The organism is Niallia sp. FSL W8-0954 (assembly GCF_038005605.1).
In the GTDB taxonomy this organism is placed as follows: Bacteria; Bacillota; Bacilli; order Bacillales; family Cytobacillaceae; genus Niallia; species Niallia circulans_A.
In genome coordinates, this window is sequence record NZ_JBBOTN010000001.1 from 695,020 (window position 1) to 720,956 (window position 25,937).

The 25,937-nt window shown below is 34.8% G+C and carries 26 protein-coding genes; 22 read left to right on the forward strand and 4 right to left on the reverse strand.

Annotated elements, in window-relative coordinates:
- The first annotated feature begins 9 nt into the window (after positions 1-9).
- From NX902_RS03440 to NX902_RS03530, 19 genes are all read left to right on the forward strand, one after another.
- Positions 10-960, forward strand: coding sequence for an ABC transporter permease (locus tag NX902_RS03440; protein ID WP_095330655.1), 951 nt, complete (start codon positions 10-12; stop codon positions 958-960).
- 12 nt (positions 961-972) lie between these two features.
- Entirely contained in the window at positions 973-1,896 is a 924-nt protein-coding gene (opp4C, locus tag NX902_RS03445) for an oligopeptide ABC transporter permease (RefSeq protein WP_047941760.1), read from the forward strand.
- Positions 1,897-1,947: 51 nt separating this feature from the next.
- Complete coding sequence (locus NX902_RS03450; protein WP_163187359.1) at positions 1,948-3,567, forward strand: ABC transporter substrate-binding protein; 1,620 nt, start codon at positions 1,948-1,950, stop codon at positions 3,565-3,567.
- A 302-nt stretch (positions 3,568-3,869) separates the two neighbouring features.
- Positions 3,870-5,627 carry an ABC transporter transmembrane domain-containing protein gene (locus NX902_RS03455; RefSeq protein WP_163187357.1) on the forward strand — a complete coding sequence of 586 codons (1,758 nt, stop codon included), beginning with the start codon at positions 3,870-3,872 and terminating at the stop codon, positions 5,625-5,627.
- Entirely contained in the window at positions 5,590-7,419 is a 1,830-nt protein-coding gene (locus tag NX902_RS03460) for an ABC transporter transmembrane domain-containing protein (protein WP_163187355.1), read from the forward strand. The genes NX902_RS03455 and NX902_RS03460 overlap by 38 nt, the downstream gene beginning before the upstream one ends.
- Before the next feature lie 341 nt (positions 7,420-7,760).
- The gene (locus NX902_RS03465) at positions 7,761-8,459 is read left to right on the forward strand and encodes a GTP pyrophosphokinase (RefSeq protein ID WP_413230955.1); all 699 of its coding nucleotides are present in this window, start codon (positions 7,761-7,763) and stop codon (positions 8,457-8,459) included.
- A 215-nt stretch (positions 8,460-8,674) separates the two neighbouring features.
- Positions 8,675-9,832 carry a DEAD/DEAH box helicase gene (locus NX902_RS03470; protein WP_163187353.1) on the forward strand — a complete coding sequence of 386 codons (1,158 nt, stop codon included), beginning with the start codon at positions 8,675-8,677 and terminating at the stop codon, positions 9,830-9,832.
- A 153-nt stretch (positions 9,833-9,985) separates the two neighbouring features.
- Entirely contained in the window at positions 9,986-10,225 is a 240-nt protein-coding gene (locus NX902_RS03475; protein ID WP_163187351.1) for a hypothetical protein, read from the forward strand.
- A gap of 115 nt (positions 10,226-10,340) precedes the next feature.
- Entirely contained in the window at positions 10,341-11,474 is a 1,134-nt protein-coding gene (locus NX902_RS03480; RefSeq protein WP_163187349.1) for a GerAB/ArcD/ProY family transporter, read from the forward strand.
- Positions 11,475-11,535: 61 nt separating this feature from the next.
- Positions 11,536-12,654 (forward strand): GerAB/ArcD/ProY family transporter, encoded by a 1,119-nt coding sequence (locus NX902_RS03485; protein ID WP_341160549.1) that lies wholly within the window; start codon positions 11,536-11,538, stop codon positions 12,652-12,654.
- Positions 12,651-14,243: a spore germination protein gene (locus NX902_RS03490; protein WP_163187345.1), complete on the forward strand. Its 1,593-nt coding sequence runs from the start codon at positions 12,651-12,653 to the stop codon at positions 14,241-14,243. The genes NX902_RS03485 and NX902_RS03490 overlap by 4 nt, the downstream gene beginning before the upstream one ends.
- On the forward strand, positions 14,240-15,436 hold the full coding sequence (locus NX902_RS03495; protein ID WP_341160550.1) for a Ger(x)C family spore germination protein: 1,197 nt from the start codon (positions 14,240-14,242) through the stop codon (positions 15,434-15,436). Before NX902_RS03490 ends, NX902_RS03495 begins: the two co-directional genes overlap by 4 nt.
- Positions 15,437-15,878: 442 nt before the next feature.
- Positions 15,879-16,226, forward strand: coding sequence for a lmo0954 family membrane protein (locus tag NX902_RS03500; protein ID WP_163186753.1), 348 nt, complete (start codon positions 15,879-15,881; stop codon positions 16,224-16,226).
- Between the two features lie 12 nt (positions 16,227-16,238).
- Positions 16,239-16,889, forward strand: a complete 651-nt coding sequence (locus NX902_RS03505) for a PspA/IM30 family protein (RefSeq protein ID WP_163186755.1) — start codon at positions 16,239-16,241, stop codon at positions 16,887-16,889.
- 98 nt (positions 16,890-16,987) lie between these two features.
- Positions 16,988-17,722 (forward strand): cell wall-active antibiotics response protein LiaF, encoded by a 735-nt coding sequence (liaF, locus tag NX902_RS03510; RefSeq protein ID WP_123258877.1) that lies wholly within the window; start codon positions 16,988-16,990, stop codon positions 17,720-17,722.
- A complete protein-coding gene (locus NX902_RS03515; RefSeq protein ID WP_095330678.1) occupies positions 17,719-18,765 on the forward strand; it encodes a sensor histidine kinase in 1,047 nt (348 codons plus the stop codon). The genes liaF and NX902_RS03515 overlap by 4 nt, the downstream gene beginning before the upstream one ends.
- Positions 18,758-19,390 carry a response regulator gene (locus NX902_RS03520; protein WP_123259994.1) on the forward strand — a complete coding sequence of 211 codons (633 nt, stop codon included), beginning with the start codon at positions 18,758-18,760 and terminating at the stop codon, positions 19,388-19,390. The genes NX902_RS03515 and NX902_RS03520 overlap by 8 nt, the downstream gene beginning before the upstream one ends.
- 202 nt (positions 19,391-19,592) lie before the next feature.
- Complete coding sequence (locus NX902_RS03525; RefSeq protein ID WP_163186757.1) at positions 19,593-20,918, forward strand: polysaccharide biosynthesis protein; 1,326 nt, start codon at positions 19,593-19,595, stop codon at positions 20,916-20,918.
- A 117-nt stretch (positions 20,919-21,035) separates the two neighbouring features.
- Positions 21,036-21,563, forward strand: coding sequence for an RNA polymerase sigma factor (locus NX902_RS03530; RefSeq protein ID WP_286167744.1), 528 nt, complete (start codon positions 21,036-21,038; stop codon positions 21,561-21,563).
- Between the two features lie 135 nt (positions 21,564-21,698).
- Here the strand turns inward: NX902_RS03530 and NX902_RS03535 are convergent, their stop codons facing one another.
- Positions 21,699-21,947 carry a hypothetical protein gene (locus NX902_RS03535; protein WP_047941743.1) on the reverse strand — a complete coding sequence of 83 codons (249 nt, stop codon included), beginning with the start codon at positions 21,945-21,947 and terminating at the stop codon, positions 21,699-21,701.
- A 121-nt stretch (positions 21,948-22,068) separates the two neighbouring features.
- Between NX902_RS03535 and NX902_RS03540 the strand changes: the two genes are divergently transcribed.
- From NX902_RS03540 to NX902_RS03550, 3 genes are all read left to right on the forward strand, one after another.
- On the forward strand, positions 22,069-23,001 hold the full coding sequence (locus NX902_RS03540; protein WP_095330684.1) for a magnesium transporter CorA family protein: 933 nt from the start codon (positions 22,069-22,071) through the stop codon (positions 22,999-23,001).
- Positions 23,002-23,106: 105 nt separating this feature from the next.
- Positions 23,107-23,610, forward strand: a complete 504-nt coding sequence (locus NX902_RS03545; protein ID WP_095330730.1) for an acyl-CoA thioesterase — start codon at positions 23,107-23,109, stop codon at positions 23,608-23,610.
- A gap of 285 nt (positions 23,611-23,895) precedes the next feature.
- The gene (locus NX902_RS03550) at positions 23,896-24,180 is read left to right on the forward strand and encodes a hypothetical protein (RefSeq protein WP_095330686.1); all 285 of its coding nucleotides are present in this window, start codon (positions 23,896-23,898) and stop codon (positions 24,178-24,180) included.
- A gap of 56 nt (positions 24,181-24,236) precedes the next feature.
- On the opposite strand, the gene NX902_RS03555 is transcribed toward NX902_RS03550, so the two are convergent.
- From NX902_RS03555 to NX902_RS03565, 3 genes are all read right to left on the reverse strand, one after another.
- A complete protein-coding gene (locus NX902_RS03555; RefSeq protein ID WP_095330688.1) occupies positions 24,237-24,875 on the reverse strand; it encodes a Bax inhibitor-1/YccA family protein in 639 nt (212 codons plus the stop codon).
- A gap of 62 nt (positions 24,876-24,937) precedes the next feature.
- Positions 24,938-25,324: a large conductance mechanosensitive channel protein MscL gene (gene mscL, locus NX902_RS03560; RefSeq protein ID WP_095330689.1), complete on the reverse strand. Its 387-nt coding sequence runs from the start codon at positions 25,322-25,324 to the stop codon at positions 24,938-24,940.
- Between the two features lie 147 nt (positions 25,325-25,471).
- The gene (locus NX902_RS03565; RefSeq protein WP_163186759.1) at positions 25,472-25,744 is read right to left on the reverse strand and encodes an acylphosphatase; all 273 of its coding nucleotides are present in this window, start codon (positions 25,742-25,744) and stop codon (positions 25,472-25,474) included.
- Positions 25,745-25,937: the final 193 nt, after the last annotated feature.

The window sequence follows — 25,937 nt, forward strand, 5'->3', positions numbered from 1 at the left end:
GAGATTCATTTGTTCCAATATATTATCAGGAGATTATTGATTGCTATTCCAGTGTTGTTGGGGGTAACGGTATTTAACTTTATTATTATTAACTTAGCTCCTGGTAACCCGGTGGATATGTATATTAATCCAGATACTACTCAGGCTGATATTGACGCAAAGAAAGAAGCATTAGGTCTTAATGATCCTATTTATATTCAATACTTTAGATGGCTTGGAAATCTTTTGCAAGGAGATTTTGGATTTTCCTATACAACATATGAACCTGTATTAGATTTAGTGCTAAATCGTGTTGGTCCCACGTTGCTCCTTATGAGCACTGCCTTAATTATTGCTTATATTATTGCCATTCCAATAGGAATTTTGAGTGCGACAAAGCAGTATTCTTGGATTGATTATTTAACTACTACTTTTTCATTTTTAGGTGTATCCATTCCTAACTTTTTCTTAGGATTAGGAAGTATTTACGTATTTGCACTTGTTTTAAATATCTTACCGACAGGTGGCATGTTTACGTTGGGAAGCAGTGGAGGATTTATGGATACATTGTTTCACCTCATTATGCCAGCCGCTATATTAGGAACCGGGATTGCAGGCAGTACGGTTCGCTATGTCAGAAGCAGCATGTTGGAAGTAATGGGGCAAGATTATTTGCGGACAGCAAGAGCAAAAGGATTAAAAGAGTTTATTGTTACCAATAAGCATGGATTAAAGAATGCGTTAATTCCTATTATTACAATTATTGGAATGGAAATACCAATTTTAATAGGAGGCGCAGTAGTAACGGAGCAAATTTTTCAATGGCCAGGCTTAGGACAACTAACAATCCAGTCGATTTCCTCTCGTGACTATCCTACGTTAATGGCGATAAATTTTATTGCAGCACTTGCTGTCCTATTTTCGAATTTACTTGCTGATATTTTATATGCCGTAGTAGATCCGCGAATAAAGTATAACTAAGGAGGAGTGCATATGAGTATTCCTAATGTGAAAGTGGATACGGAATTACAAGTTAATGTGGTGATTCCTGTTCAAAATCAATTGGGGAATGAAGAAAGCTATCTAAAACTAATAACAAAACGTTTTTTTAAACATAAGTTGGCCGTTGTTGGTCTCATTATTTTTTCATTAATGGTTCTGATTGCAATCTTTGCTCCAGTAATTGCACCGCATAATCCATATTCTGTCGATGGCGAATTTGCGTCTGCTCCTTCTGCTAATAATATTCTTGGTACAGATGAAGTGGGGAGGGACTTGTTTAGCCGACTATTATATGCTGCTAGAGTCTCTTTATCAGTAGGAGTTGGAGCAGTGGCAATTTATGTTGCTATTGGTACTATACTAGGAGCGATTGCGGGGTATTTTGGGAAATGGGTGGACATGGTTATCATGCGTATTACAGATGTATTCATGTCATTTCCGTATTTAATGGTAATTTTGGTTCTTGTAAGTATAATGGGGCCAAGTCTATTTAACGTTATTTTAGTATTAGGTTTGCTCGGATGGCCATCGATTGCAAGATTAGTAAGAGGGTGTGTATTAACAATTAAAGAAATGGATTATGTTAAAGCAGGTGTCGCTTTAGGGTATTCCACGCCAAAAATTGTTTTTCAACATATTCTTCCGAATTGCATTGCGCCGATTCTTGTTAATGCTACATTTGGCATTGCGTCTGCCATTATTATGGAAGCATCCTTGAGCTTTTTAGGGATGGGTGTTCAGCCTCCTACAGCAAGCTGGGGGAATATGCTTAATGAAGCTCAATCCATTACTGTATTGGCAACACAGCCTTGGTTATGGATCCCGCCTGGAGTCATGATATTACTTGCTGTATTATCCATTAATTTTATGGGGGACGGTTTGCGAGATGCAATGGATCCCAAGAGCCATAAATGATGAGGAGATGCATTTATTACTATTCTAGAACAATAGATGGGGGAACATTCAATGAAGAAATTTAAAAAGATATTTAGTCTATTTTCCATTGTCATTTTAGTATTACTTTCAGCATGCTCGGGTGTAAATAATCCAGCTTCAACTGGTGGTGGTGCAAAAGAAAATACGATGTATTTGGGGCTTGTAAATGCTCCAGTTAGTTTTAATCCCATTAATTCTTCAGATATTGCAGCATCTTGGTTAGAAAAATTTATGTTTGATACTTTTTTAGAGATGACTGGTCCTTTGGAGTTTACACCAAAGCTAGCTGAGTCCTTTGAAACAGAGGATAATCAAACATTTACAATCAAAATTAATAAGGATGCAAATTGGACAGATGGAACACCTGTTACGTCTGCGGATGTTGCTTTTACGCTAAATTTAGTTGCTAATCCAAAGACGGAAACAGCTGTTGGAGCCTATTTAACTGTATTAGATGGATTAACAGACAATGGCAAGCTTCCAGAAGGAGAAACAGAAATACCATCTTTAACCATTGTTGATGAAAAAACAATTCAATTTAAAACCAAGGCCCCAGTTGATCCAAATATGGTGAAAGAACAATTAGGTTCAAAATTTATGATTCTTCCAGAACATAAGTTAAAGAATATTGCTCCGGAAAATCTCCAAAAGGATCCTTTTATGATGAAGCCGACCGTAACGAATGGTCCTTTTAAGTTTGTTAAATATGCAAAAGATCAATATGTAGAATATGCTAAGAATGATGACTATTATTTAGGGGATGTAGAACTGGATAAACTATTTGTGAAAATCATGCCAGCAGCAAACCTTGTAGCACAATTGCAGACAGGCGAAATTCAAATGAATGCTGCAGGAGGGATTGGAAAAATTGCAGTGCAAGACTTTGAGACAGTAAAAGGATTTGACAATGTAACAACCACAACAGATCAAACATATGGATATCAGAATATGAGTTTTAACATGGAAACTATCACAGATAAGAAAGTAAGACAAGCAATCGCTTATGCCATTGATCGTCAAAAAATTGTCGATCAATTACTAAAGGGAGAAGGAGAAATTGTAGACGGTCCGTATACATCCATCAGCCCCTATCTTGATAAAGAATTAGAAGCATACACATATGATCCAGAGAAATCGAAGCAGTTATTAGAAGAAGCAGGCTGGGATTTCAATAAGACAATAGAATTTGTTGTTCCGATTGGAAATAAAGTGCGAGAACAATCAGCCAATATTATTGCCGAAAATTTAAAAGCGGTTGGATTAAAACTAAATACAACTACGTATGATTTCCCAACGATTATGTCGAAAGCGAGAGCAGGAGACTACGATTTAATGCTAATGGGCTTCACTAATACCATTGATCCAGATTTAACAACGATCTATGATTCTAAGGGATCAAGTAACTATACAAATTATAACAATCCAAAGGTAGATGAGCTATTAGCAAAAGGTAAACAAGAACCAAATACAGAAAAACGTAAAGAGATTTATAATGAGCTTCAAGCAATTTGGAGCGATGAACTGCCGATCTTTACATTGTATTCTGACTATGACTTTGGAGCAGTTTCTAAAGATGTAGCTGTGGGATCACCAAAGGTATTTGGTTTCCATAACGAATTATATAAATGGTCGTTAGCTGGTGTAAACTAAAAGCGGCTCGAGCATAAGTATTTCCAACAAATTTAAACCTGAACAAATTATACAGAGATTCTAATCTGGAATTTTCGTATAATTGTTCGGTTTTTTTTGATTTTAAGAAAGAAGGTTTGTGGTAAGGAATGGGCATGTGTACATGCAATAAAATAATACTGAATTAATTTTATTCTGAATGATGTTTTCTAACTTACTAAAAAGAGGTATGATAAAAATAATGTTTAGCAAATCTAAATAAATTTCATCGATGATTGGATATTAAGTAGTAAATTCAATTAGAGTAAAGGCTGGAGGGAATAATGTCAAAAATATTTGGTCGACTTCGAGTATATAAACTAAGTATTACAATAGCACTTATACTAATGTTAACCGAACTTGCGGTAGAACTGGTTCAGCCATTGATTATGGCAAAGATAATTGATGATGGCTTGGCTCATCAAGATACAAAAGTTGTGTTAATTTGGGGAGGATTGTTGATATTATTTTCGCTTGTAGCCTTTGCTGCTGGAATTATTAATACATTCTATTCTTCCCATGTTTGTCAGAATTTTGGCTATAGTCTTCGGAATGAGTTATACCAAATCATTCAGTATTTTACGTTTTCAAGCAGTAATGTTTTTGCAAGTTCGTCTTTGATCACTAGATTAACGAATGATATTACCCAATTACAAAACACGATATTTATGGGATTGCGATTTCTATTAAGGGCACCGCTTTTAATCGTTGGTGGAATCATTATGTCCTTCTTAGTTAATGTGAAACTAGCGTTTATATTGGCGATTACGATTCCTCTTATTGTGGTTATGTTTATTTGGGTTATTAAAGTAGGAAGAAGTCTGTTCCAATCTGTTCAAAAGAAACTCGATCAGGTAAACAGTGTGATGCTGGAGAACTTAACAGCAGTGAGGCTTATCCGAGCATATATCCGCAAGCAGTTTGAAAGAAATCGTTTTATGCATACAAGCGAGGATTTAAAAAAACTTACCCAAAAGGCGCTCTGGATTATGGAAACTACTGTGCCGCTCTTATTATTCGCTATGAATCTATGTATTATTGCCATACTTTGGATTGGCTCTGGACAAATAAACACAGGTGAGGCACAGATTGGTGAAGTAGTTGCCGTTATCAATTATACATTAAGAATCACTACATCGATTTCTGTAGTAAGTATGTTAGTAATGGTTATTTCTCGTTCAAAAGCTTCAGCTGATCGAATCCAAGAGATTATTGATAAGAAAGAACAGGATAAGGATAATCCAGATGAAAGTATGGACTCAAAACTAAAAGGGAAAATTAAGTTCCAGCATGTATCCTTTCGTTATCCATCTAATAGAAGGAATACAATAGAGAATCTGCACTTTACCATCCACTCTAAAGAAACAATTGCTATATTAGGAGCAACAGGTTCAGGGAAAACAACACTCTTCCAATTAATTCCACGTCTTTATGAACCAACAGAAGGAAGCGTTTTGATCGACGATAAACGAGTGAATTCATATTCATTATATACGCTAAGAAAGCAAATTGGATATGTACCACAGGAATCGATGCTCTTTACGGGTACCATTCAAGAAAATATTAGATGGGGAAATCCTGATGCGACCTTTGATGAAGTAGTGCAAGCTGCAAAAGATGCCCAAATTCACGATACCATTATGTTAATGCCTAATAAATATGATACGAGAATTGGACAAAAGGGAGTTAATTTATCCGGAGGACAAAAGCAACGCCTTTCCATTGCAAGAGCACTCGTCAGAAAGCCAAGTATTCTCCTGCTAGATGATAGTACAAGTGCATTAGATTTAAAAACAGAAAAAAAGCTGCTGGATGCAGTTGCTGATTATCAATGTACCCTTCTGCTCATTACGCAGAAAGTATCTACCGCCATGAAGGCAGATAGAATAATGCTGATTGAAGATGGAAAGATTGTAAGTTTTGCTTCCCATGATGAGTTATGGAAGACAAACAACCTTTATCAAAAAATAGTAGAATCACAACTAGGGGAAGGAGAGTGGGAGAATGCAAAGGGAACTAACCGATCCATTTCGCTATCCTAAACCTAAATTAAAGCCAGATCCCACAGTTGTTAAAAAAGGGAAAAAACCAAAAAATATGGGGAAGACCTTATACCGATTATGGAGCTATCTTGCACAAAAAAAGGGATTATTATTTCTTGTTTTAGTGATGGTGGCAATGAGCTGTGCATTAGGATTATTGGGACCATATGTTTTAGGAATGTCTATTGATCGTTTTATTGTCAATAGAAATTTAGATGGTTTTACAGGAATGCTAATAGCCCTTGGTGGTATTTACTTTTTTTATTCGGTTGCATTATTTTTGCAAAGTTATTGGATGGTTGGTATTTCACAAACAACTGTTTTTTCCTTAAGAGCGGATTTGTTCCACCAATTTCATGAGCTGCCGATAAGTTATTTTGACAAAAAGCAGCATGGAGAATTGATGAGTCGTGTTACAAATGATATTGAAAATGTCAGTTCTACTTTAAATAGCTCTGTTATCCAAATCTTCTCTAGTATTATTACTTTAGTTGGGACAATAGTTGTCATGTTTTTACTCAGTCCGTTATTAACAGTATTGACGTTAACGATCGTGCCAGTTATGTTTATTGGAATGAAGTGGATTACGAGTAGAACAAGTATATTGTTTAAGGAACAACAAATGAATTTAGGGGAGTTAAATGGATTTATTGAGGAATCTATTTCAGGACAAAAAATTGTAAAAACTTTTTCGCTAGAAGAAAAAATGATTCATGATATGAAAGAAAAAAGTGATAAGCTTAAGAATTCTGCGTATTGGGCACAAGTCTATTCAGGCTTTATTCCAAAGCTAATGAATATGTTAAACAATGCTAGCTATGCAGTAATTGTAGGGGTTGGCGGGCTATTAGCCCTCAAATCCGGTACTGTATCTATTGGGGTTATTGTAATCTTTGTTGAATATTCCCGACAGTTCACTAGACCCTTAAATGATTTATCGAATCAATTTAATACATTGTTATCTGCCATTGCAGGTGCAGAGAGAGTATTTGAAGTATTAGATGAAGAAAGAGAAGAAGTAGATGAGAAGGAAGCAGCCGTGATGAAAGAAATGAAAGGAGAAGTTCAGTTTAAGCATGTATCTTTTTCTTATGAGGTAAATAAAGAAATATTAAAGGATATTGATTTTAAGGCAAACCCAGGTGAAACAATTGCTTTAGTTGGACCTACTGGAGCTGGAAAAACGACTATTATCCAGCTTATCATGAGATTTTATGATGCAACCGCAGGAAGTATATTAGTGGATGGCCAGGAGATTACAAAAGTAAAAAGAGAGAGCCTCCGTTCGCATATGGGATTTGTTCTTCAGGATAGCTATCTATTCGAAGGGACCATCCGGGAAAATATCCGGTATGGCAGGTTGAATGCTACGGATGAGGAAGTGGAGTATGCAGCAAAGCAAGCCAATGCTCATGGCTTTATTGAACATCTTCCAGAAGGTTATGATACGATTCTTTCTGCTAATGGAAACGGAATTAGTCAAGGACAAAAGCAGCTGTTATCCATTTCTCGAGCAATTTTAGCAGATCCATCTATTCTTATTCTGGATGAAGCAACAAGTAGCATTGATACAATCACAGAGGTGAAAATTCAAGATGCTTTAAAACGGTTGATGAAAGGGAAAACGAGCTTTGTTGTTGCTCACCGATTAAACACCATTAAACATGCGGATCTGATTCTAGTATTGGATAAAGGGATGATAGCCGAAAAGGGGTCTCACGAAGAATTATTGGAGAAAAAAGGCTTTTATTATGAACTACATCAAAACCAATTCTCAGAGACAGGAGAATAAAGTGTAAAAATAAAACGTGGCTGCACCGGTTGGTCAGTGTAGAAAGTAGATATATAAAGAACAGCACTTCTCTCCTTAGAGCTGATATTGAAGGAATAAGGGAAGTGCTGTTTCTTATTTTATAAATAAAAAATATTTGTTTGAAATGATATTTGACTGACCGGTCATTATTGTTTACAATAAAGATAGATTCGGTGCATGTCAACCATCCGAAAATAGCTCGTTATATACAAAGGTGGATGTTGAAAGTGAAAACAATTGACCAAATTATTGAATTTTTGAAGAGTATCGGAGTAGACGCAGAAAAGGTTTATAGGAATCCAAAGGAGACTTACTAGTTTATGGAAAGCGTAAAACAACTCAAGACATACATGGAAGATAATAACTTCAATTTACATGAATTATCAAATGAGCTTAATGAATGGAAAAATAGCTTAATTATTTATAACTTTGCTTTAGATGAAATAAATACGAAACTAAAAATATTAAATGAGGAATTTCAATTTATCCATAATCATAATCCAATCGAGCACATTAAATCACGAATTAAAGATCCAAAAGGTATTATGCAAAAGCTGCATCGAAAAGGGCATGCTATAACAATTGAAAATGCTAAAAAATATATACATGATATTGCAGGAGTTCGAATTACTTGTTCCTTTATTTCGGATATTTACGAAATTTATAATATCATTGAAAAACAAGCTGATATTAAGGTAATGCAGGTAAAAGATTATATTAAAAATCCCAAACCAAATGGCTATAAAAGCTTACATTTAATTATCAGTATTCCTGTTTTCTTAAGTACAGGCGTGCAAGAAGTGGTTGTCGAAATTCAAATAAGAACGATTGCGATGGACTTTTGGGCAAGCTTAGAACATAAAATTTATTATAAATTCGATAAAGATGTTCCTGCACATTTACTTAATGAATTAAAGGAAGCAGCAGATGCAGCTCATGAATTAGACGTAAAAATGAAGCGAATCAAAGATGGTGTCGATATCGTTCATACAGTAGGGAAGAATCAGCTATTCATATAGTATGAAAAGGAGCTTCGCAGGAAACGGAGCTTCTTTTTTGTGGAAACAAAGAAATCCTCGGAATCCAGCATTTTTAACTTATGTTCAGCGAAAAATATAATCTCCCCCTAATGAATAAGGTTTCATATCTATTTTTTCGTAAATAATTTATAATAAGAAGATATATTTTAAGGTTAGATGTTATTTGTCTGACTTTGATGAAAAAGGAGAACGAAATGAAAGAACAGCTATTTTGGAGTACATTTAAACCGTTTATACAGGAAAACTGGGAAAAGGCACATTTTAAACAAGCAACTTCTATTCAAGAACAGTCTATCCCACTAATATTAGAGGGAAAAGATGTAATTGCTGAATCCCCAACTGGCACAGGAAAAACATTGGCATATCTATTACCAGTCTTAAATAACTTGGATACAGAATCGAAGAATATTCAGGCAATCTGTCTTGCTTCCTCTCAAGAGCTGGTTATGCAAATTTTAGGAGAAGTTCAAAAATGGGGAGAGGGCAGCGGAGTACGGGCGGCTTCTTTTATTGGAGGAGCAAATGTTAAAAGGCAATTAGAAAAACTGAAAAAGCATCCTCATCTTGTCATTTGTACACCTGGAAGAGCATTAGAATTGATTAAACAAAAAAAATTAAAAATGCATGCAGTAAAAACAGTTATTTTAGATGAAGCAGATCAATTGTTAGTACCGGAGCATCTAGAATCTGTTCGCCAAATTATCAAAGCCACTTTAAAAGACAGACAAGTCGTTTTATTTTCTGCAACATTACCAAAGCAAACAGAAAATATTGCAGCTGAACTTGTTCAAGAGGCAGAAATTATTCGCATCAAAAAAGATAAGGTGATCGAAGCAGCTGAAGTAGAGCATATTTATTTCCAAGCGGAATATCGAGATAAAGTAAAGCTATTAGAACCGATCTCTCGTCTAAAGAATGCGAAGATTCTTGTGTTTGTAAAGGATATTGGAAATTTAAGTGTGATCCATGAAAAATTAGCATTTAAAAAAATTCAGACAAGTATTTTGCATTCTGATCTAAATAAAATGGAGCGTCAAAAGTCATTAAATGATTTTCGAGATGGAAAGAGAAACATGCTTCTAGCAACAGATGTAGCCGCAAGAGGGCTTGATATTCAAAATATTACACATGTTGTTCATTATGATTTAGCTACAGACCAGACCCAATATATCCATCGTTCTGGCAGGACGGGAAGATTTGGTGCAGCGGGAGTAGTTATTAGTTTAGTTACGGAACGAGAAGAAAGAGAACTGAAACAAACAGCTAAGAAGCTAAATCTTCCGTTAACGAGAAAAAGCTTCTACCATGGAGAAGTGGTGGATTATAAAGTGAGACAAAATAATAATAAATAATCTTTTTAAAAGCTGGCATCAACAGTAGTAGTAGGTTGATGCAAGCTTTTTTAATTTGAATTAACATTCATAAATGAAAATATAAGCATAAAAATGGAGAAATTTCACAAGATAATACCATAAATAAACAAAGCACCTAAAAGGAAGGGTTAAATGGTAACTTTTGCTTATCTATTAATATTTACATCTATGGGCATTTTAACAGTAGGTCTGGATATTTTTGTGTTTCATGAGGGATTTATGAAATGTGTAAAAAGAATATACGAAGCAGAAGTTGGTGCAGGAGCCATTACGATTGTATTTACTGCAATATTAGGCTTTGTCTGGTCAGTCGTAGTTGATATTCGATTATGGAAAAATAAAAAACAAAGCAAGCAGAAAACCCAAGGATAATCCTCTATTTAATACCAGTTGCATATAGTATAGAAGTTTCTTTCAGGGTTGGAGGATAATATTAAAGCAAAAGATGAGGCGCTTGCGCTTTTCTAAAAGGAAGTGTGTTACAGCCATGTTAAAAGAAAGCATTTCGTTAACTCAATTGGCGGCAGTTGTTTTTAATTTCCAAATTGGAAGTACGATTGTAATAGGTCTTGGATTAAAAGCAAAAGAGGATGCATGGATTGTACTTCTGATTGCTTTAGGATTAGGAATTATCATCACCTTATTTTTTATCTATATGATTTCTTTAGCCCCAGAGAAAAACTTATTTGAGATGTTCGAATATTGCTTTAATCGGCCAATTGCAAAGGGGCTCAGTCTCGTTTATGCAGCTTATTTTTTTTATTATAGCTGTCGAATAATACGTGATTTTGGAGAGTTGATAGCAAGTACCGTGCTTCCCTTAACGCCAATTGAGATTTCCACCATTATGCTGGTGTTCGTAATGGGATACATATTGTATATGGGTGTGGAGGTTCTTGCGAGAACAGCAGAGATATTCACGCCTTATGCATTTATCTTTGTCCTGCTTTTATTTATTTTCTTATATGCTGGTAAAAACCTTGATTTTTCAAATATAAAACCGGTATTAGCTGGCGGATTTAAGCCTTTATGGACTGCTGTGTTTCCCTATGAAATTGTACGACCGTATGGACAATTACTCGTTTTAACTTTCATAATGAGCAATGTTTCAAATGCTAAGTACAGTAAAAAAATTATTATTTATAGTGTTTTGATTTCAAGTTTATTATTGTTAGTAACCTCCGTCATGATTATTTTGTCTTTAGGACATGAGCTTGGATTACGTTCCAATTTTCCCTTATTAAGCTCAGCTCGACTAGTTTCTATAGGGAATTTTTTACAACGAATCGATGCTATTGTTGTTTTTTGTATGATGCTCGGAACACTTGTAAAAGGCTGTATTTATATATATGGCGGATTAAAAGCAATCGAGTACATTTTTGATCAATCATTTCGGTATTTTTCGATTCCGATGATCTGTATTGTAGGGGTATTTACCACATTAATTGCTCGAAATTATACCGATCATATGGAGGAGGGATTACAGTCTAATCCTTTTCTTTTACATATTCCTTTACAATTTGGCCTGCCGGCATTAATGGTATTTATCATGTTAATAAAACATTGGAATAAATTTAACTCCAAGAAAAACGTAAAAAGTAGAGGACAGAATGTGTTTTAGGAAGTAGCGACGATCTAATTCTGATTACATTAAATTAAAACCGATAAGGTGCTGAGTGATTATGTTGACAGAAAAACTATCTTTAACCCAAATATTTACGATGATTATAAATTTCCTTTTGGGAAGTTCTATCGTAATTGGTATAGGAATTGATGCCAAAAGAGACGCATGGATAGTTGTTTTAATTGGTATGATTGTCGGCGTAATTATAATAAGTTTTTATCTTTATTTAATGTCATTGCTTCCTGGGAAAAACTTATATGAGATGATGGAATATTGCTTTTCTAGAAAAGTTGCTATCGTATTAGCTCTCGTATACTTAAGTTATTTCCTCTATGTGTCTGCAAGAGTAATTAGAGACTTTGGGGAACTAATCACATCTGCCATTCTGCCTGTGACACCTATCGAATTTACAATATTAGCGCTTATGTTAGTAATTGGCTATATCTTATATTTAGGAATTGAAGTATTAGGAAGAACAGCTGAAATATTTAGTCCCTATATGTTTTTATTTATCATCCTGCTGTTTATCTTTTTATATGTTGGTGAAAAAATAAACCTTACTAATGTGCAGCCAGTTTTAAGTAATGGTATGAAGCCAATAATGAAAGCAGCTATTCCATCCATCGTTGCCTTCCCATATGGAGAGTTGATAGCATTTACGGTTATTTTCGCTCATATTGGAGATTTTAAAGCAACGAAGAAGGTAGCTTTAGTTAGTGTTGTTGTCGCAAGTATTATCTTACTATCATCGGTTTTCATCATTATAGCCACACTAGGGGAAAATACAGCAGTACGAGCCAATTTTCCATTATTGATAGCGGCAAGACTTGTCAGTATAGGAGAGTTTTTGGAAAGGATCGACGTGCTCGTAGTGTTTATTATGATGTTAGGAATATTAATTAAAGGTTCTGTGTTTCTATATGGCGGCTTAAAAGGAATGGAGTATATTTTTCGGATACCTTACCGATATTTTGCTATGCCAGTTGCCTGTGTCACAACGATGTTTACTATCTTCATTTCTTCCGATTTTTCGGACCATATTGTTGAAGGATTAAATGTAGATATGTTTCTTCTTCATGTTCCACTGGAATTTATGGTACCTATTTTGATTACATTTGTACTATTAATAAAAAAATGGAAAGAACAAAGGGATGAAAAAAGGGGGTTGAAAATATGAATTATTTTAAAAAATTGATGTCTATAAATAGCAAAAAAGAAATACCCTCTAAAGTCGTACCGACCGAAGCGAAAGAAATAGGGATTGATGAACTTACCTTTGAGGCATTGAGAGAGGTGATAAGTTTAACCTTTGGAAATACAGCTGATCTGCAGTCAGATGTGATACGGGTAGGAAAAAGTGAAGGCTGTATTTATTATTTAGAAACAGTAGTTAATACAGAAATGTTAAAAGAGATGTTAGGAAATACGTTAGAGAATTCAGCCGATAAAGATATTGTTGTTGATACAATTGAAGATCTACAACGTTTAAGTAAAAAAAGTTTTGGCGTTTCAGGATATAAATTATTAAAAAAGGTCAATGAAATCGTTTCTTCTCTTTTGGAAGGACGTATTGTTATTGTTTTTAGAGGCGTTGGGCAGGCACTTAGTTTAAATTATTTAAATAGTGAAGGCAGAACAGTAGCAGAGCCTACTACACAGACAGTTGTACGGGGACCTAAGGACTCTTTTGTAGAAGATGCCTCCACAAATATCAATTTAATAAGAAAAAGAATAAGAAATCACCAATTGCGTTTTGAAAAATTTATGATAGGAAACGAAACACGTACGAATGTATACATGGGGTATATGTATTCGATTGCAAATGAAAAAATAGTAACAGAAGTAAGGAATCGATTAAATAAAATTGATATTTCAGCTGTATTTGAGTCAGCGAATATTGAGGAATTAATTGTAGATAAAAGCTTGACTGTTTTTCCATTAGCAATGAATACAGAGCGTCCGGATGCAGTAGCTACCTATTTAATGGATGCAAAAATTGTCATCATCATTGATGGATCGCCATTTGTATTAATTGTTCCAGCAGTACTGACTGATTTTTTTACTTCTCCTGAAGATAACTATCAAAACTATTTTATGAGTAGTTTCGTACGTTTAATTCGCTATCTATCTTTTATGATTGGTTTAATCATGCCTTCCGCTTATGTAGGAGTTTTGACTTTTCACCCAGAGCTGCTGCCAACCACTTTATTACTGAGTGTTATTGCACAGCGGGAGGATGTACCTTTTCCAGCTGTAGTAGAAGTATTTATCATGGAAATTACCTTTGAAATTTTAAGGGAAGCAGGAGTAAGGATGCCCCGGGCCGTTGGTCAGACGGTTTCGATTGTAGGGGCTTTAGTAATTGGACAGGCAGCCGCTGAAGCAGGAATTATTTCCAATATTATGGTTATCATCGTGGCAATCACTGCGATTGCTAATTTCGTTTTTCCCAATTATAGCTTCGCGAACGCATCTAGACTTATTCGATTTGTTCTTATCATTGTTGCCTCTATTTTAGGGTTATATGGTGTTCTTTTAATACTTGTATTTATGGTTGCACACTTAAGTTCTCTTCGTTCCTTTGGAGTTCCATATTTAGCACCTGTTGCTCCATTTATTGTCGAAGATCAAAAAGATGTATTTGTTCGCTTTCCACTATGGTCCATTAATAAGCGTTCTTCCTATTTAAGTCCAAATGTAAAGAATAGGCAAAAGCCACAAGGGTCCCCATCTCCGCCTAAACCGGAAAGTAGGAAGGAAAAGTGAAGAAAATTTGTGTCTTTCTATGTATACTAAACTGTTTGTTTCTATTAACTGGTTGTTGGGATCGAAAAGAATTATCAGAAATTAAATTAGTATCAGGGATGTCCATTGATAAAGGCGAAAATGCAAAATATAAATTGACAGTAGAGGCATTGAATGCAGTAGAATTAAATACCCAAACGGCTGCCGGAAATGCGCCCACAATAGTAGAGGGCATTGAGGGAAATACTATTTCTGAAATTACGCATCACTTAAATGAGTACTATGCACAGTTTCTAGTGTTCTCTCATATGAAGATACTGGTAATCAGTGAGGAAATAGCTAGGTCGGGAATGCTTGATTTTATTGACTTTTTGGAAAGAAATAGGGAGATACGGGATGACTTTAAAATTATTATTGCAAAAGATGGAAAGGCAGAAGATATCTTAAAAGTAGTTGCCCATTATAGAAAGGCATCCTCTTTAAAGTTATCTCCACAATTGGATCATTTATTAGAGGATTGGGGAGGAGACCCGGGAATGAGTATTATTGAGTTTATCTCCGAACTGAACCTAGAAGGAAAAGAACCAGTATTAGCAACTGTCCGTTTAAAAGGAGATGTAGAAAAAGGAAATAGTATGGAAAATATCATGAAGGTAACTCCGGATGCAATAATAGTCGTTGATTCTCTGGCGATATTTAAAAAGGGTAAATTGATCGATTTTCTGAGCATGGAAGATTCGAGAAATTATTTGTGGGTTCGGAATGAATTAAAAACTACTTCTTTTACCATTAAATGCAGACAGGGAGACTATAGTGCTATTCGTGTAACAGAATCGCAAACAGAAACAACTTCTAAATGGAAGAATAATAAGCCTGTAATTCATGTTGGGATAAAAGCGGAAGGATATCTTGAGGGTACGCAATGCTATAAAAGTGTGGATAAGCTGGGGACCATTGAAAAATATGAAAAGCTAGTGAATAAAGCTTTATCCCAAGAAATATCGAATACCATTTCACATGTTCAAAGCCAATACGAAACGGATATTTTCGGATTTGGAGAAGCAATGAGAAGGCAAGACTATGATTCATTTATGAAAATAAAAGACAAGTGGAATCAAGAATTTTCAAAAGCAGATATTAAAGTAGATGTAGATTTTGTTCTTAGAAGATCAGGAATTCGCTCCAAGAGCTTTTTGACAGGCACAGAAAAATAATTACTGTAGAAGAAAAACTGTTCCATTATGAACAGTTTCAGCTTGTCGACAAAAAGATATTGGAGAAGTGAAAATGCATTTTCATGTGTTGCTTGGAGTAGAGGGGGTGAGACTCCTGTGGGATTAGCGAGACAGTCTGAGACCCTGCAGGCTGTAAGCCGAAGCGGCTCAGCGCGAGCCCCGCGGAAAGCGAACCCCCGGAGCGGAAAGTAACGTCTAAATTCAAAGAGATTAATAAATATACTTTACTCAAACTTCTATTTCCAAAATACAGGAGTTTGTCTACAGTCTGAAACTGTTCCATTATGAACAGTTTTTTCTTTGTTTTTTTAGGATTAGTATTCTCTAAGACTAAAGTTGTAGTGGAAAATCAAGCTAAGGCATGTTATGAAAAAAACTTGAAGGAGGTAACATAGTAGATAAGAAAGGAGCGAAAAGTAAAATGAAAAAATTTGGTTTATTTCTTATTGGGGCAGTTGCCTCTATCATCCTATTATCACAGATAGGTCCAATACTCGGTTTAGTTATTAGTGCAGCAATTCTTTATTTTGCCTTTAAGCAATACACGAAAGCAACAAGCTCATCAGGTAAGCTGTGGTGGGGAATAGCCGGAGTGATTATGCTTATCATAACGGCTAGTAACCTGCCTGCTATCATCGGATTAGCAGCCGCATATGTATTGTATCTTGTTTACAAAAAGTGGAACAACAAGCAAAACATTATTACAAATAAAACAACGGATGACCCTTTTGTAAATTTTGAAAAACAGTGGTCAGAATTCAATAAATAAGGAGAGGTTAACATGACAAATCTATTAGAAAGAATAAAAAATACGGTAATGGCCGACATTAATCATTTATTAGATAAGAAGGAAGAAAAAAATCCAATCGCGCTTTTAAATCAATATGTAAGAGAATGTGAGAAAGAGACAGATAAAGTAAAAAAAATGGTCGAAAGACAATATAAATTAAAAGAAGAATTCATGAAGGAATTACAACAGGCTGAACAAATGGCGGAGAAAAGACAAAGACAGGCTGAGGTGGCAAGCAAAGCAGAGGAAGAAGAACTTTCTGCTTATGCTAAACAAGAGCAGACTCATTATGAAGAAAGAGTAGCACGCTTAACAGAGTCGTTAAAAAATACAGAGCAGCAATTGCATGAAATAGAAACGAAATATATGGACATGAAGCATAAATTGAAGGATATGAAAATACGCCAGATGGAGCTGATGGCAAAAGAAAATATAACCAAAGCCCATCATACAATGAATAAAGTTTTAGAAGAAAAACAGGCGAATCCAACAAATCCAACGCGATTCAGTGAAATGGAACAATATATAGAAACGTTAGAAGAAAAAATAAATACAGAATACTATAAACAAACAATGGACGAAAAGTTAGCAGCATTAGAGAAAGATATGTTAAAAAAAGAAGATGACTCCATTTCCTTATAAAAAAATGGTATCCTAAAAGAGGCTGGAGCATGTAAAGCCAGCCTTCTATTATTTAAAGATATTCATCCAAATAAAATAAAGAAGGGAGAGAATAGCCAATGTTTAAACAAATAAAAGATAACTATGCAAATTGGGTTTATATTGTTGGAGGTTTTTTGTTATTAGAAATCTTCGTCTTTAATCCCGGACTAATCTTTTCCCTTCTTGTTTCAATTGGCATGATTTATATATCAAAGAAATCACGGAACGGCGGAGCTGGGAAGATTCTTTTTTGGATAGGGAGCCTGCTTTTAATCGTTAGTATATTAAATATGGTTACAGTGAAAATTATCTTGTTTACACTCCTTGCTTATTACCTTTTTCAATTATTTCAAAAAAAGAATACCGAGGATATTATTAAACCAATCATAAGAGATAAGGAAACGGCCATACAGACAGAAGAAACTATAATAAAGAAAAAGCCCTTGTTTACGAATTCTCTCTTTAGCCGTAATATCACCCCAGATCATGTATATGAATGGGATGATATCAACATTCAGGGTGGCATAACGAATACTACTGTGGACCTTAGCTACACGGTGTTACCAGAGGGTGAAACAGTTATGATGATTCGAAATATTGTCGGAGATGTGAAGGTATATATCCCTTATGATATGGAAGTCAGTATCCACCATTCTAGTTTATTTGGTTCCTATCAAATATTTAGCGAAGCAGAAGAAAAGATTTGGAATCAAAATATAAGCATTCGGACAGCTGGATTTGATCAGGCTGAGACGAGAGTGAAAATCTTCACCTCATTAATTACAGGTAGCTTAGAGGTGAAAAGAATATGAGTATTATAACAAGACAAATTTTGTGGGGAGTAAGTGCATCCCTTCTTTTACTTGTATTTTTTTCTATAAGCTATCTAATCGTCTTTCCACCGTCAAACTGGAGTGCTTTGTGGGAAAAAGAAGTAATGGATGTTCCATTTATTTTATTTTTAATCAGTGTGGATATTACATTAGGTGTTTTAATTGGTTATTTATCAGGATTTTCTTGGAAAAAACAAATTCGTTCCATGGAAGAAACCTTACATACAATGGATAAAATGGAGTATTATCCAGTTCAGCCAATTGGTTCAACAGAGGAGCTCCAATCTTTAAGCTATAGAATCATTCAACTGCAGAATCAATTAGTGGAACAAACGAAGTTATCTCAGAAACTCGTAAATGAGAAAGCGGAAGATCAAGAGGTGAAGGTTCAAACTGTCATTATTGCAGAGCGGAATCGTCTGGCCAGAGAATTGCACGATTCGGTTAGCCAGCAATTATTTGCGGCATCGATGCTGTTATCAGCAATTAATGAAACAAGACCGAAAACGAATGATCATGAATCACGACAATTACAGTTAGTAGAGGAAACGATTCAACAGTCTCAATTAGAGATGAGAGCTTTATTACTTCATTTACGACCAATCGCTTTAAAAGGGAAAACGTTAAAAGCGGGAATTGTTGAATTATTACATGAACTTCAGCAAAAGGTATCTTTAGAAATAGAAATGAAACTAGAAGATATCGATTTGGATAAAGGAATTGAAGATCATCTTTTTCGAATTCTTCAAGAATCGGTATCCAATACATTACGACACGCGAAAGCAAATTCCCTAGAAGTACAGCTTATTCAAAGGGAGGCATTTGTTATATTGCGAATCATCGATGATGGTGTCGGCTTTAATGTGGATAAGAGAAAAGCAGGATCTTATGGACTTCAAAATATGCACGAAAGAGCAGCCGAAATTGGTGGAGTATTAAAATTGATAAGTTTGGAAAATAAAGGAACAAGATTAGAAGTGAAAGTACCGATTTTGGGAAGAAAGGAGGATTTAAATGATTAGAGTATTGCTAGTGGATGATCATGAAATGGTGCGGATTGGAGTCTCTTCTTATTTATCTGCACAGACAGATATTGAAGTTGTTGCAGAGGCGGAAAATGGCCGTAAAGCTGTCGAGCTTGCTCTTCAATTAAAGCCAGATGTGATTTTGATGGATTTAGTAATGGATGAAATGGATGGAATTGAGGCAACGAGGCAAATAATAGACGCTTGGCAGGATGCAAAGATTATTATTGTTACCAGTTTTCTTGATGATGAAAAGGTATATCCTGCTTTGCAGGCGGGGGCTACAAGTTATATGCTCAAAACATCCAAGGCGAGTGAAATTGCAAGAGCTGTGCGCGAAACATATCAAGGCCAAATTGTCCTAGAGCCTGAAGTCACCGATAAAATGATGACAAAAATGCGAGAAAAGAAATCTACACCTCTGCACGAAGAGCTAACTACCCGAGAAATGGAGATTCTCTTGTTAATGGCGGAAGGGAAGAGTAATCAGGAAATTGCTGACCAATTATTTATTGCTCTAAAAACGGTTAAAACACATGTAAGTAATATATTAAGTAAACTGCAAGTACAGGATCGCACGCAGGCTGTCATTTATGCTTTTAAACACTCGCTTGTAGAATAAACAATTAATAAAAAATCCTTAAATGAAATGGAATAGGTCCCTTAATCAAACGTTTAATTAAGACATTTCTCTCTCTTCAATAAAGAAAAAGACAATCTAGGAAAATATTTTTTGAACTTGTCTCATATGATGTTAAAGAAGAGAAAATAAACACACATCTTTTACTTACATGCTTGTGGAAGATAGATTGAGGGAGAGATTCATGAGTTCATTTTATAAAGGGACCTTTTTATTAATTGTTACCGCGTTTTTTGGCGAATGTATTGAATTCATTATTAATATGGTAATGGCAAGGGAACTTGGAGAACATGGACTAGGTTTATTTATGACCATATTACCTACTATCTTTCTTATTGTACTGCTTGCTACCTTTGAATTGCCAACATCCATTTCGAAATTTATTGCTGAAAAAGATTCCAAGTATCATTTATCGATGCTGCAGCAAGTATTAAAGTGGACCATTATTTTTAGTATTTTTCTAACCACCATCGCATCTATCATCATACCTTTTATCCCTATTTTTTATGCCTATCATCCACTCTTGAAGTGGCTAGTTATTCTTCTATTGCCGATTATTTCCTTTACTTCTATTGCAAGAGGTTATTTTATGGGAAAACAGCAAATGGGGAAAATTGCAGCTTCTAATTTTTTGAAAAAAATTATTCAACTAGGTTTATTAGTCTTTTTGTTTCAATGGTTTTCCTTTGATTTAAATACTTCTGTATTGATTGCCTTTTTTACCATTGTAGGGAGTGATACAGTCGTATTATTGTACTTATTGCATATGTTTTTTGTGCAATATCAACGAATTAAAAAAGGGAAAAATGAAAGCATGAATGGGAAAGTCATTTGGAAGGATTTGTTATCTGTGTCTATTCCGACAACAGGCCTTCGAATATTTCATGCTTTAACACATGCCATTCAGCCTTTTCTCATTAAAGGAGCCCTTGTCGCCTCAGGAATTACAGCAGCAAATGCGACAGAACAGTATGGGATGCTTGCAGGGATAGCGATGACAATAGGATTTTTTCCAGCTTTTATATCCCATAGTTTTATGACAATGCTTATACCAACTGTTTCGAAAGCGTATGTACAAAAAGACTATGCAAAACTACAAAGATTATTGCAGCAAGTGATGATCATAACAGCTATTTACGGAACAATATCTGTTGGGATTTTTTATTTTTACGCGGACACACTGACGATGACCTTTTTTCACTCTACTCAGGCAGCTATAATTGTGCAGCTTTTATGGCCGTATTTTTTACTACATTACTTCACCATTCCCATGCAAGCATATTTAATTGGTTTGGGCTTGTTGAAAGATGCGGTTTTTCATAGTGTGTGGGCCACATCATTCTCCTATGCAGCGATTTATTATTTAGGATCTCTAAGCCAGCTTCAAATGAGCGGAATTGCAATTGGGATGAATTTAGGAGCAGTTATATTAGCTTCCATGCATTATTTAACAATATGCAAAAAAATTGGAGTTTCTATGTGGCTGACACCAGTGAATAAATTCCAATAAAAATTTTTAAAAAAGTGTAGGGATTCGCATAGGCGCAAGCGTTTATTAAGTAGAATCGTAAAACTGGGAAGGGGAAAAAGAAAGAACATGGAATCCCTAATAAATAAAACATATACTATGGGAAATCAAGAAGAATTATTTGAACAAGTCGTGAAGGAATACGGAAAATCAATTTATATCTATATATTATCGCTTGTTAAGCATAAAGAACTAGCGGAAGATTTGTATCAGGAAGTATTAATTTCCGCGTATACCTCATTTGGCAGCTTTGAAGACCACCATAAAGTGAAAAGCTGGCTCTATAAAATTGCTCTAAATAAATGTAGAGACTACTGGAGAAAAGAGAAAACATCTAAGAAGTTTTGGGAAGAGTCTGTTTATACATATGCGAGAGATACTTCTGTGGCTTTGGAACCTGAGGAAACATTAATGAGCAAATGTGAAAAAGAAGAGATGATTGATACATTAGAAGAACTACCAAATATGTACAAAGAACCTTTACTGCTTTTTTATTACCACAATCAAACATTGGTAGAGATAAGCAACCATACAAAAACGCCGTTATCAACGGTCAAAACAAGAATGAAACGGGCGAAGGATCAATTGAAGCCAAAAGTTATGAATAAAAAGATAGTTCATTTATGAGAGAAAACTTGAATCAGTCGATTCTCTCTACTGATTCAAGTTTTCCCATTCTGTACATAAATGTCTTTTAATTAATCATTACTAGATGAAAGGAATAGTCCGAGTAATGAACCTTTTCATTTAGTTGCATCGAAACTAGTTACTATTTCTTTGTTTATTATAGTAATTTACGGAATACATAGCACCTTCATTTACCATATTGTTGTCACCGATATCATCTGGAGCGGGATTTCCTGCTTTAGAAAGTAAGTCCTCTTGTTGCGTAGAATTGAATTTGCTTTTAAAGCGATGAAACATGTCTTTTCCTTTTGATGTAAACAGGAAAAAACTTCCTAATCCAGCCCCGACAATTGCAAATGTACGCATTGAATTTTTTCCAAACATGAGATAATCCCTCCTAATTTTATTCCTTCTCGTTCCATCCTATTGTTTATTTACCCTATTATAAGTTTTACAAACGTCATTCAGGGAATAATAATAGAAAAGCGTTTAAGGGGAGATTCAAGTGAAAAGATACCGTTTAGAGAACTGGGACTGGTTTCAGTTATTGAAAGAAGCGGATATACAGAAAGTTTCTTTTGAAAAGGGTCCATTAATAAACACATGGTTTCGCGATATAAAAGGGAATCGAAGTAACTATCTTCATATTGATACATCAGAAGAAGATCAAGAAGTATTAAGTGGTTCGCTTATATACCATAGAGAAATAGATAAAAGAGAAGATTATGAAATTTTTCATTTTTTCTTATCACGCGATACATTAATCACTTATGATTATAAGGATAATAGTTTACATATTGATGGAAACAATCTATTAAAAGAGATTAAGCATGCACAAACACCGATTGAAGGATTTATGGTTATTCTAGGAAAAGTAATGACAGATATTTTGTATCATATAGACGCTTATGAACAACAGTTAGAACAATTGATTTGGGATGTTAAACAAAGAAATAGTATAAAAACATTAGATAAAGTATATCAGTCTAGACATGAACTTCTTGTTTGGAAGAATGTCATGATTCCTTTTCTTGAAATCAGATACTCATTAGAGGAAGCTTTTGGCGAGGAAATCACAAAAGGAAAGGTATATGCTCGTGTTACTAAGAGAATCGAAAGAGGATTAATTTTGGTAGAAGAATATCAAAAAGAATTAAATAATCTCGTTGATTTTGAAGAAGTAGTATCCCAACATAGAGGAAACGAAATTATGAAAACACTGACGGTATTCACTACAATATGTACACCAATTATGGCTTGGGGAGCATTATGGGGAATGAACTTTGAAATTATGCCAGAACTAAAATGGAAATTCGGCTACGTTTTTTCTTTAGCAATAATTATTGGCTCCACGGTTGTTGTATATTTCTATCTTAAATCACGAGGGTGGATGGGGGATTTGTTAAAAGCCCGGAAGAAAAATTCTTTTTTTCGATAACCTTAATCTAAGCAATATTAGACTCTTCCTCCTAAATTAGCATATAATAAGATGGTAGATATGTTAAACAAGAAGAAAACTCCCATGAATATGCAAGGAGGAGCTATGGAAGAGTCAAAATTTTGTAGTGAGTCACTAGTGGTGAAAACAAGTATTGTTTTTCCAACAGATACTAATACTTATGGAACTTTATTTGGTGGCAAATTAATGGCCTATATTGATGATACAGCTGCTATCTCGGCGATGCGTCATGCAAGAAGAGGAATTGTTACTGCTTCGACTGATTCAGTCGATTTTTTGTATCCAATTCATGAGGGAAATGCTGTATGTCTAGAAGCTTTTGTTACCTATACAGGAACTTCTTCCATGGAGGTATTTGTAAAAGTAACAGCAGAAGATCTAATTTCTGGAGAGCGCCATTTATGTGCACTTAGCTTTCTAACGATGGTTGCCATCGATGAAAATGGAAAACCGACAAAAGTTCCCAAAGTTATTCCACAAACAGAAGAGGAAAAGAGCCTTTACGAATCAGCGAAGGAACGAGCGGAAGCACGAAAGAAACGGAAGAAAGAAACAGAAGAACTTGCAAAGAAGTATAGAAGTTATTGATGATGTGCAAGGGAATGTGATGTCATTCTCTTGCCTATCTAATAATAAATAAAATCATACTAAAGCTAGTAAGTTTGTCGAAAGAAAGTCTGGGAGAAAGAGAATATTTTCATTATTGATAAAAATCGATTTTTCATGTTGTCGAAATACCAAATTATTTTCCAGGAAATGATGGCATTCTCCAAAATATTGTCTAATAACACTGTCTGATTTTGCAGGTGGATAGCGTTTAATTTCGTTATCCATAATCATTCTATACTATGGGATAGGTGCAAGGAGGTAAAGGTGAAAATATTTTCTCTTTCCTATTTTGTTGTTACAAGAAAGATTGACTTGAATATGGAAATAATCGAAGAAGAAAAAAGTCTTGATTTATGGAGTGATAGAGTTACTAGCGCCGAGCAGACATTTCATTTACACACCATCCATGACATTTCCTTTAAGCCCTCGAGTAATCAATATAAAATGCTATATTTACATACAAATCGTGGAGTGCACTCTTTTGTAATAAAAGATAATCCAGAAGAAATGATTCGATTAATTAGAAGACAAATAGCGGATTATTTATAGGCATACATATAAAAAGGTTTGAGCAAGGAGGTTTTGGCCTCTTTACTCAAACCTTTTTAATCTCTTTCGGACAGAATTCCGAAAATACGTAAGATACTTATAAATAAATTTAGAAAATCGAGATATAAATTCAAGGCCATTAAAGGGACTTGATCTGCTGTTATACCATAATGTTTCATTCGATTAAAATCATACAACACATAGCCGCTAAATACTAGGACACCAATGAAGGAATACGCGAGCATGCCACCTGTTGCTAATGGCCAAAAGATATTGAAAATCCCGATAGCGATTAAAGCGATTAGGGAAGCGAGTAACATTCCTCTTAAGAAAGAGAAGTCACGCTTCGTTTTTGTTGCATATATAGCAACCCCAGCAAACACAATTGTCGTAGTACCCAAAGCATTAATGACAACATTTCCGCCAACTGTGGATACATAATAAGAGACGATTGGAAAAGTGGTAATCCCTGAAATAAACGTAAAGGTAAATAAGAAACCATAAGATAGAGATTTTCCTCTTCTTGCGAAAATAGCGATTAATAAAAGAACAACCTCTAAAATTGATAACGGTAAAAATAAATTGGCTGGGACGAAATTACCGATCATTGTTCCGATAAATGCTATTCCTAGAGAAAGAGCAAAAGTTCTTAAAACAGAAGGCATATATTCATTACTTGGGTTATATGCATACATTTTTCTTCACTCCTGTACTGTGTTTAATTTATATAGTAATACGAACAAGGCACAAAAAGGTTTCAATTTAAACCATCTTTATCGCGAATAACTTCTGTTTTTAGTAAATCACGGATTTCTTTTAATAGCTCTTCCTTAGTATCAACAGTTACTGCTTCTTCTTGGACCTCTTCCTTTTTCTTAAAGCGATTTAAAAAACGAATTACTAAAAAGATAGAGAAAGAAATAATGAAAAAGTCAACAATTCGTTGTATAAAGTTTCCGTAATTTATACTTGAATAAGACCATGTTGAGAAATCTACGCCGACAATAAAATGGGCGAACAGCGGCATGATCAAATCATCTACTAGTGAACTGACAATTTTGCTGAATGCCGTTCCAATAATTACCCCTACTGCTAAATCTATTACGTTTCCTTTTATTGCGAATGCTTTAAAGTCTTTCCACATATGATCCTCCTAATAATATATGTACATCTTATTTTGTTTTTTAAAATATTATTATTCTGACATGAAAATTTATTATTTTCAAGTCTATACAAGCATAATTTAATAAAAATAGAACATGGCAGAAATTGAATATGTCCTATGGAATATTTAATAAATAACCTTAAAGCTCGAAAATAGTTCTTCTGGCTCACTTTCCTGTATTTCTATATGGTCCACTCTGGCAAAGCGATTACCCCTTTTTACTTTTTCCACAAAAGCTCGCAGTGTTTCAGAAGAAGCTACAGCCATACATTCCACGGTTCCATCTGCTTTATTGCGAACCCAGCCGGTTATCTGATTTTCCATAGCAATCATTTGGACAAAGTATCGAAAACCTACGCCCTGTACCCTTCCATTGATTATAAGATGTAGTTGTTTCATTTTATCCCTCCTAATTTTAAGAATCTTTTATCTCCATTTTAACGGGCGGTGAAATCAATAAGGAAAAAGGCATCCGAAAAGACTGAGTAAGGTGCTTAATATTAGCAAGAGTGAAGAAAAACCACGAGGATCGGAGTTTTCTCTATTTATATATATAGCTAGCTTTATTAATCATCTCATATTTATTTATATT